At 70.9% G+C, this 9,082-nt stretch carries 8 protein-coding genes; 3 read left to right on the top strand and 5 right to left on the bottom strand.

Features of this window, described 5'->3' with window-relative positions; all coding sequences use genetic code 11:
- Positions 1-63 precede the first annotated feature (63 nt).
- The gene (locus tag AL2_RS22625) at positions 64-981 is read right to left on the bottom strand and encodes a phytoene/squalene synthase family protein (protein WP_067636599.1); all 918 of its coding nucleotides are present in this window, start codon (positions 979-981) and stop codon (positions 64-66) included.
- A gap of 61 nt (positions 982-1,042) precedes the next feature.
- Positions 1,043-1,903 (bottom strand): squalene synthase HpnC, encoded by an 861-nt coding sequence (gene hpnC, locus AL2_RS22630; RefSeq protein WP_083946783.1) that lies wholly within the window; start codon positions 1,901-1,903, stop codon positions 1,043-1,045.
- A 126-nt stretch (positions 1,904-2,029) separates the two neighbouring features.
- Here hpnC and AL2_RS22635 point away from each other — a divergent pair, with 126 nt between their 5' ends.
- Positions 2,030-3,013 (top strand): DUF2804 domain-containing protein, encoded by a 984-nt coding sequence (locus AL2_RS22635; protein WP_067636601.1) that lies wholly within the window; start codon positions 2,030-2,032, stop codon positions 3,011-3,013.
- Here the strand turns inward: AL2_RS22635 and AL2_RS22640 are convergent.
- Together AL2_RS22640 and AL2_RS22645 are read right to left on the bottom strand one after the other, a co-directional pair.
- Positions 2,976-4,733: a glycoside hydrolase family 2 protein gene (locus tag AL2_RS22640; protein WP_067636603.1), complete on the bottom strand. Its 1,758-nt coding sequence runs from the start codon at positions 4,731-4,733 to the stop codon at positions 2,976-2,978. The two genes, AL2_RS22635 and AL2_RS22640, sit on opposite strands and share 38 nt — an antisense overlap.
- The gene (locus AL2_RS22645) at positions 4,730-6,034 is read right to left on the bottom strand and encodes an MFS transporter (RefSeq protein ID WP_067636605.1); all 1,305 of its coding nucleotides are present in this window, start codon (positions 6,032-6,034) and stop codon (positions 4,730-4,732) included. The genes AL2_RS22640 and AL2_RS22645 overlap by 4 nt, the downstream gene beginning before the upstream one ends.
- Before the next feature lie 139 nt (positions 6,035-6,173).
- Here AL2_RS22645 and AL2_RS22650 point away from each other — a divergent pair, with 139 nt between their 5' ends.
- Positions 6,174-7,739, top strand: a complete 1,566-nt coding sequence (locus AL2_RS22650; protein ID WP_067636607.1) for a carboxylesterase/lipase family protein — start codon at positions 6,174-6,176, stop codon at positions 7,737-7,739.
- Between the two features lie 69 nt (positions 7,740-7,808).
- Here AL2_RS22650 and AL2_RS22655 read toward each other — a convergent pair whose 3' ends face one another.
- Positions 7,809-8,087 carry a DUF1905 domain-containing protein gene (locus AL2_RS22655; RefSeq protein WP_067636608.1) on the bottom strand — a complete coding sequence of 93 codons (279 nt, stop codon included), beginning with the start codon at positions 8,085-8,087 and terminating at the stop codon, positions 7,809-7,811.
- A gap of 749 nt (positions 8,088-8,836) precedes the next feature.
- On the opposite strand from AL2_RS22655, the gene AL2_RS38645 reads away from it, so the two are divergent.
- A partial coding sequence (locus tag AL2_RS38645; RefSeq protein WP_218003693.1) for a hypothetical protein occupies positions 8,837-9,082 on the top strand: 246 nt, incomplete at its 3' end.

Below are 9,082 nucleotides of genomic sequence, written 5' to 3' on the forward strand. Positions count from 1 at the left end.
GCTCCCGGCGGTTCGCCCACGCTCATGACGCCACCCCCGGCGCCGGCGTCCGTCCGGCGCCGGTCACCGCTCGACTCCCGACAGTGCGCGCGCCGCCACCACAGCCTTCTGCCAGGTCGGCAGCGACACGCGGCCGTTCAGCGCGATGGACGGCTGCGCCGCGATCGTCTCCAGCAGCCGCCGGTAGATGCCCGCCATCGCCGCCGTGCAGGCGGCGCTGCGCCGGTCCAGCAGCGGCAGCAGCCGCAGCCCCTCCGCGTACCAGGCGCGGGCCCGCTCCGCCTGGAAGCCGACGAGCTTGTTCAGCCGCCACGGCGGGTCGATGAACGTGCCCGACTCGTCCAGCTCCAGCGTGCAGCCGAACCGGTCCAGGTCCTCGCGCGGGATGTAGGCGCGGCCCGCCAGCCGGTCCTCGCGCAGGTCGCGCAGGATGTTGGTGAGCTGCAGCGCGACGCCGAGCGAGTCGGCGAGGCCCTCCGCCCGCTGCCGGCCGTCCGACCCGAACACCCCGAGCGACAGCCGCCCGACCGTCCCGGCGACCCGCTGGCAGTACCGCAGCAGGTCGTCGAACGTGTCGTAGTCGGCGCCCCGCACGTCGTCCTCGCAGCCGTCGATCAGCTCGTCGAACGCGTCAAGGGGGATCGGGTAGCGGCCCGCCGCGTCCGCCAGCGCGGTCAGCACCGGATGCCCCTCCAGCGCCCGGACGTCCGCGCGCCGCCGCAGCACCTCCTGCACGGTCAGCAGCCGCTGCCGCGACCGGTCCAGCAGGTCGAGCCGCACGCACGCCGGCTCCGGGCCGTCCCCGATGTCGTCGATGCCGCGCGCGAACGCGTAGATCGCGCTCATCGCCCGCCGCTTCGGCGCCGGCATCAGCCGGATCCCGTAGGAGAAGTTGCGGGCCTCCTCGTGCACCACCCGCTCGCAGTGCCGGTACGCCTCGACCACCCGCTCGGACCGCTCGCACGCCTCCGACACCGTCATCGCACACCCCCTCTGAGGGCGGGGTGCGTCAGCGCTCGCACGCCTCCGTCCGGCAGCACAGTCATCGTCCCCCTCCAAGAACACGCGCCCACCTGGCGGGCAGCGTGGCGTGCCGCGGGCGCGGCCGGTGCGCGAGCACGTCGTAGCGCCCGCGCCGCAGGGCCGACAGAGCCGCGCGGCCGCCGGCCACGTAGCCCGCGACGGCGATCCGCGCCCATCCGGTCAGGCCGGCCATGAGCGGCGGCGCGCCCCGGTCCAGCAGCTCGGCGGCGCGGCCGGCCTGCAGCGCCAGCACGCCGCGCAGCCGCGTCGGCGTCACCGGGCGCCCCAGGTCCGCCTCGGCGCAGCCGAACCGCCGCAGGTCCGCGCCGGGCAGGTAGACGCGCCCGGCCCGGTAGTCCTGGCCCGCGTCCTGGCAGTGCTCGATCACCTGCAGCGCCGTGCACACGTCGTCGGACGCCGCCACCAGGGCGGGCCGGTGCGCGTGGAACAGGTGCAGGACGATGCGCCCCACGGGCGCGGCCGACAGCGCGCAGTAGCCGACCAGCTCGTCGAACGTCTCGTACCGGTGGACGGCCTGGTCCTGCCGGTTGGCCCGGACCAGGTCGCGGAACGGCGCCGCCGGGATCCGGTGCGCGTGCACCGTCCCCGCCAGCCGCCGTAACTGCGGCAGGTTCGGCGTCCGGCCGGCGAACACGCGGTCCAGGTCGTCGTCCACGAGCCCGAGCAGCTTGGACCGCTGCTCCGGCGGCGCCTCGTCGCCGATGTCGTCGACGAGCCGCGCGAAGCCGTAGACGGCCCGCAGATCGGCGCGGTGCCGGGCGGGCAGCAGCCGCGCCGCCACCGGAAAGTTCTCCCGCGCCGCGAGCCGGTCCAGCGCGCGATCGTGCTCCTCGGCGCTCCAGGGCGGTTCAATGATCACCTTGGGAAGATCGACCGGTATGGCACCAGAGAAACTCTGGCCGAGGTATGGAGTTATTTAAACGCCGCGTGTCCTGCCCCTGAACCGCTGCGGGGACGCCGCCCGCCGAGTCGGTACGCTCGGGTGATGGGGACGCACGAGCGCGAGATCACCGAACCCGTCGACCTGTGCCTTCCGGACGGGCGGCTCGACCCGGACGCGGTCGGCTGGACGCGGCGGCCGCTGCACCGCGCGAACCTGCGCGGGTGGGGACGGGCGAAGCGGTGGGAGTACTGGGGCATCGTCACGCCCCGGCACATCATCGGGCTGGTGGCCTCGTCGCTCGACTACGCCGGAGTGCACGGCGTCTACGTCCTCGACCGCGAGACGGGCGAGGAGACCGGGAAGGACGCCGTGGTGCCGTTCGCGCGCGGCGCCGTGTTCCCCGATCGGAGCGGCGCCGGCGAGGCGTCCGTCCGGGGCGGGGGAGTGGCGGTCGGCGTCCGGCAGGGTCCGTCGGGATCGCGGGTCCGGGCCGTGGCGCCCGGGGTGATCGATCTCGATGTCGAGGTTCCCCTGCCGGACGGGCACGAGTCGCTCGGCGTGGTGATCCCGTGGGGGCCGCGGCGCTTCCAGTACACGGTCAAGGACGTCGGGCGTCCCGTGCACGGGCGGCTGACGCTGCCTTCGGGGGAGCACGAGATCGGGGAAGGCGCCTTCGCCGTCCTCGACCACGGGCGCGGCAAGTGGCCGTACCGGATGACGTGGAACTGGGCGGCGGCCGCCGGGCCGGGTCTGGCGCTGCAGTTCGGCGGCAAGTGGACGGACGGCACCGGCATGACCGAGAACGCCGTCGTCGTGGACGGCCGCCTCCACAAGATCGGCGAGGAGCTGGACTGGACCTACGACCGGTCCGACTGGTCGCGCCCTTGGACGATCAGCGGGAAGCGGGTCGAGATCGAGTTCCGCCCGTTCCACGAGAAGGTCGCCCGGACCGAGCTCGGCGTCGTCGGCACGGAGACCCACCAGTGCTTCGGGCATTTCAGCGGTCGCGTCGAAGCCGACGACGGTGCGTGGCTCGACGTCGACGGGCTCACCGGGTGGGCGGAGGAGGCCCGCCAGCGATGGTGAGCCGGGCGTTCACCGCACGCACCAGACCCTCGGGGAGCTTGCAGATCTCGCGGTCGTAGGTGAGGAGGCCGTTCAGCTCGTCCTCCACGTCCGAGAGCTGGGTGTAGACGGTCGCGCTGAGGCCGCGCGGGATCGCCGGGACGATCTGCCGCGCGTGCAGCCGCGCGAAAGCCGCGCCGAGCCGGTCGCGGGAGTCGTAGCGCTTGTAGCCGAAGTCCTCGTCATTGAAGGCGTGGCCGCCGACCCGCAGGTTGTATCCGCCGTATTCGGACAGGACGAGGACGCGCGGGTCCCGGCGGCGGGGCACGCGGAAACGCCGGAAATAGACGTGCAGGCTGCGCAGGTCGCCGGCCTTCTGGTCGTGCCATCCGCTGGCGTGGTCGATGGTGCGCGTCGGGTCGAGCGCCCTGGCCTCGGCGGCGATGTCCGCCGCGTCGAACTGGCCCCAGCCCTCGTTGAACGGCACCCAGACGGCGATGCTCACGACGTTGCGGAGGTGCTCGATCGTGGCCCGCATCTCTTCGCGGAAGCGCTCGCGGGAGGCGGCGTCGGCGCGTCCGAAACGCCTGTGGTTCGTGTCGTTCAGGCGCAGCGGGGACACCGCCGGCGCCGTGACCACCTCCGGGCGGTACGGGCCGCCGCCGTTCACCATGTCCTGCCACACGAGGATGCCGAGCCGGTCGCAGTGGTAGTACCAGCGGCTCGGCTCCACCTTGATGTGCTTGCGGAGCATGGTGAAGCCGAGCTGCTTCATCGTGGCGATGTCGTGCACGAGCGCCTCGTCGGACGGCGCGGTGTACATGCCGTCCGACCAGTAGCCCTGGTCGAGGACGCCGGCGTGGAAGTACGGGCGGCCGTTGAGCAGCAGCCGGAGCACGCCGTTCTCGTCGGGGCCGGTGCCGAACGACCGCATCCCGACGTAGCTTTCGACGCGGTCTGTGCCGAGTTCAACAGTGATGTCGTAGAGGAAGGGGTCTTCGGGGCTCCAGGGGCGGACGTCCGGGATGGGGATCCGCACGGGTTCGTTGGCCGGCGTTTCGGCGTGTGCGATGGCCTGGTCGCCCGCTCGTATCTCGATACGGGCCGGTTCGCCGGTGCCGGCGTGGACGGTCACTTCGACGCATGATTCGTCCAGGTGCGGGACGAGCGTGAGCCGCTCGACGTGCACCTCGGGGACGCACTCGATCCACACCGTCTGCCAGATGCCGGACTGGGCCGTGTACCAGATGCCGCCGCGCTTGAGCTTCTGCTTCCCCCAGCCCCGGTCGCCGCTGTCGGACGGGTCCCGAACCTCGACGACGAGGGTTCCGGTGCCGTCCTCCAGGAGGTCGGTGATGTCGAAGCCGAACGGCAGGTAACCGCCTTCGTGCCGTCCGGCCTCCCTCCCGTTGACCGCCACCCGGCAGGTCTGGTCGACGGCGCCGAAGTGCAGCAGGACCCGGTGGCCTTCCGGGCGGAACCCGTCCGGCAGCCGGACGCTCCGCCGGTACCAGAGCGTCTCGTCCGGGCGGAGTTGCCTCCCGACGCCCGACAGCGCCGACTCGGGCGAGAACGGCACGACGATCTCGCCGTCGTACTCCGCCGGCTCCTCGTCCGCGAACGCGTACTCCCAGCGCCCGTTGAGGTTGAGGAAGCTGCCGCGGACGAGCTGCGGCCGGGGATGCTCCGGCAGCACCGCGTCCGGATCGAGCGCCCTGCCCCACCTGGTGAGCAGCGTCATCGCACGGCCTCCCTCATCCTCGCGTCCCGGCGGCGCAGCGCCAGCACCGGCGGGACGATCAGCACCAGCACGGCCGCCGCCGCCAGGAAGATGGCGGGCGTGGGGACGTGCTTGAGCACGCCGAGCTCCTCGTAGCGCTCGTCCGCGCCCTTGATGACGGCGGCGCCGAGCCACGGTCCCACGAGCATGGGGACGAGGATGGCGAACACCATCCGGAGCCCCTGCACGTGCCCGGCCCGTCCCGCCGGCGTGCAGTCCCGGACGAGCGCGCCGACCGGCGCCAGGACCAGCATGAACCCCGACATCAGCACCAGCCCGGCCCCGATCACCGGGACCATGCCGCGCGCGAGCGGCATCAGCAGCAGGCCCGCCGCGTACACCGCGATCGCCGGGGTGAGGAACCGCACCTTCCCGACCCGGTCGATCACCCGCCCGGCCAGCACGCTGACCGCCGACGCCCCCGTCAGGACGACGGCGAGCACCACCGCGTACCCCTCGATGTCCAGGTACCGCTGCAGGTAGATGAGCAGGTACGGCAGGAAGACCTGCGTGGAGATCCCCCACACGCACCAGGCCGCCAGCGCGAGATACAGCCCGGGGTTCCGGCGCATCGCCGCCGGCCGCAGCCCGTGGACGAGCGCGCCGAGGTATCCGTCCGAGTGCCGCTCCACGGGATGATCCCGGACGAACACCCACGCGACGACACCCGCCGCCGCGATGATCAGCCCGATGACGAGGAAGAACAGCGGCCACTGCCCGTCCCGCGTCATCCAGTCGAATCCGCCGAACACGACGAGCATCGACATCAGCGGCATGACGGCCAGCACCGACTCGACCCGTCCCCGGTTCTCGGTCCGGGTCACGTCCGTCACCCACGCCTGGAACGCCGCGTCGTTCGCGCCGGACCCGAGGAACGACATCACGCAGTCGAGGACGACGACGGTGGCCGCCGCGACCACGACCGCGTCGGCGAACGGCGCGACCTCTGCGACCGTGTCCACGCTGATCAGCCCGAACGCCGCCGTGGACAGCCCCCAGGCGATGTATCCGCCCGCGATGAAGGCGCGCCTGCGGCCCATCCGGTCGGACAGCGCCCCGATCGTCATCGTCGCGACGGTCGCCGCCACCGCGCTCGCCGCCACCATCGCCGCGATCACGTCGGGGTTCCCGCTGATCGTGTCGTAGACGAACACGTTCAGGTACATGTTCTCGACGGTCCAGGCGAGCTGCCCGACGAAGCCGAGCGCGACCAGGGTCGTCCAGAGCCGCCGTCCCAGCGAGACGGTGTTTCCCGTTGTCACGGACGAGACAGTACAACCATCACTTACCGAGGCATTCGCGCCTTGCCGTCCGGGAGGGTTGCATCAATCCTAGAATCGAGTTCTAATTTGGATCCGGGGGATCGGGGGCACCAGAAGCGTCGTGCTGAAAGGGGGCCCTGTGAGGCTCACCGGCATCCCATTGCTCGCGTCCGCTCTCGTCCTGGCCGGGGCGGCTCCGGCCGTGGCCCAGCCCGGCCCGCCGGATCCGGCCGCCGTCGTCCGCACCGACCTCGGCCTGGTGCGCGGCCAGGCCGATTCGGATCACCGGCTCTTCCAAGGCATCCCGTACGCCGCACCACCGACCGGGAACCTGCGCTTGAGACCGCCGCAGCCGGCGCGGCCGTGGCAGGGCACGTACGACGCGACGTACCCGCGAAGCCAGTGCGCGCAGCTCGCCCCGCCCTACGGCGGCGAGACGACCTACGGCGAAGACTGCCTCTACCTGAACGTGACCACGCCCACCCGCGCACACCGCCGGCAGGCGCTCCCGGTCATGGTGTGGGTGCACGGCGGCAGCAACACGACCGGCAGCGGAAGCGTCTACAACGCCGCCAAGCTCGCCGCAGACGGCGACGTCGTGGTCGTCACCGTCAACTACCGGCTCGGCCCGCTCGGCTGGCTCGCACACCCGGCCCTGGAGACCGGCGCCGACCGCCGCTACCAGGCGGGCAACTACGGGCTGCTCGACCAGCAGGCCGCCCTCCGCTGGGTACAGCGCAACGCCAGGGCCTTCGGCGGCGACCCGCGGAACGTGACCCTGTTCGGCGAATCCGCGGGCGCCGCGGACTCCTGCGCCAACCTCGTCTCGCCGTCCGCCGCCGGACTGTTCCACAAGGTGATCCCGCAGAGCTTCAGCTGCGCCACCCCGGTCCGCTCCGAAGCCTCGGCCGAGGCCGACGGGGAGGCCCTCGCCAAGGCCGTCGGATGCGACGAGGGATCGTCCGCCGCGTGCCTGCGCGCATTGCCCGTCAAGACGCTGCTGGAGACCTTCGACGCCAAGGGGATGAGCGCGGGCCCCGTCGCGGGCGGCGACCGCGTCCTGCCCCTGCAGCCCGTACAGGCGATCGAGCGGGGCCGCTTCAGCCGGGTGCCGGTCATGCACGGCAACACATTGGACGAGATGCGCCTGTACGTCTCGCTCTACTACCCGCGTCCCATCACCGCGGCACAGTACGAGACCATCGTCCGCTCAACCTACGGCGCCGGCGCCGACGCGGTGCTGGCCCGCTACCCGGCCGGCGACTACCCCGACCCCAGGATCGCCCTCGCCACGATCCAGACCGACGCCGGCGGCGCCCTGTCGTCCTGCCTGCACCAGGACGCGTTCCGGCTGCTCAAGCGCGCGGGCGTGCCGGTGTACGCCTACCAGTTCGCCGACCGCACCGCGCCTCCGCTGATCGACGTCCCCGGCTTCGAGGAGGGTGCTGAACACGCCACGGAGCTGACGTTCCTGTTCCCGGGCCTGCTCGGCGAGCTGAACCCGCAGCAGGCCCGTCTCTCCGACGCCATGGTCGCCTATTGGACGTCCTTCGCCCACGACGGCAGGCCGAGGGCGACGCACGCGCCCGACTGGCCGCGCTTCCGGTCGTCCGGCGACGTCCTGTCCCTGGCGCCCGGCACCGATGGCATCCATCGGACCGACACCGCCGAGACCAGTAACTGCTCCTTCTGGAACTCGCTCTGATCGGGTTCATTGGTCGTCGAGCTGGTCGTCCAGATGGGCGTCGTGTTGGTCGTCCGGTTGGGCGTCTCGTCAGCTGAGGCGCTCGGCGAGGTGGACGGTGACATCGTCACCGATGTCCTTGCCGAGCGCCTGGCGGAGTTCTGCCTTCACGGCGAGCTTGTGGTTGCCGTCGCCCAGCGCCATGAAGGACCCCTGGAACGGGTGGCCGTCGACGGTCCCCTTCACCTTGACCAGGCCCCGCGTCTTGAAGAACTCCGCAGACTCGGGCCAGATGACGTACGTCCAGCCGCCCTTGGCGGGACTCTTCTGCAAGCGGGCCGTGAACTCCTTGTCGAGCGGTGTGGTCATCGTTCCTCTCCTATCGCCGGCGCGTTCCTCCTGCGAGGTGTAGACCGTCGAAGGTGGTGATACTCATCGGGCGGGTGTCGCAAGAGCTCACATGGCTCACATGGCTCACATGAGGGGCCTTCCGGAGGTCGGTGCGCCCGTTCCTGTTGTCGCTGGTGTCTTCTTGAGCGTTCCCTGTGGGCGTCCCCGCGCACCTTGGGGTGTGCGCGTGGCTGAGGTCTTCTTTTTACCGGTTTTAGTGTGGTTGCTGCTCCTGGGCGGCTGAGGTGGCCTTCCGAAGGCGGGTGCGTCCGTTTCTGTCGTCACCGGTTGCTGTCACGTTGGTTGCGGTAGGTGGCTGGGATGATCGGTTATTTCGCGGCCCGGGTGCGTGGTTGCTGTTCATTTTGCGCTACGCGCAAGATCGGCGAGGGATTGGGCTTGTTTATGTGCGGCGTGCTCGTGCTTCGGTGCGCTGATCATTGGTGCTGACGCGCGCGTAGCGCGCTTTGTGACCATGCCCTGTGCCTGCCCTTTCCTGGACATGATTCCGCAACCCGTCCACCGCAACCAACGTGACTTCAGCCGGTGACCGCCTGCGGGTTCGCGCCAAGCCGCAGGGGCCACCTCAGCCGTCCACCCGCAGCAACCACCCCATCCCGATAAAGCCGTGCTCAGCTGTCTCCGGCCGTTGGATGGGCGCCGACCGCAAGGAGCGTCCTTTCGTTTCAGTGATCCGCAAAGTGAACGTGACGTGTCCAAAATGTCCAGTGAAGCTGGCGAAGATTTGCGCTAGAATTAAAGGACGAGTTCGGGTTGTGGTGGGAGGTAAAATCGTCGTATCGATGTCTGCGGTGGTCGTTGCTTCCCGGCGTGAATGGGAAGATCGGGAATGGTTCCCTCCTAGTCCGCAACTGGCCGTCTGCCTTTCCGGCGACAAAAGCCGCCTGGCTGACCTGACCGATGACGAGCTCCTCCAGGTTGCCGCCGCCGCGCGCCGCCAGACCTCGTGGGCC

Origin of the sequence: Actinomadura latina NBRC 106108 (assembly GCF_001552195.1) — a bacterium.
GTDB lineage: Bacteria > Actinomycetota > Actinomycetes > Streptosporangiales > Streptosporangiaceae > Spirillospora > Spirillospora latina.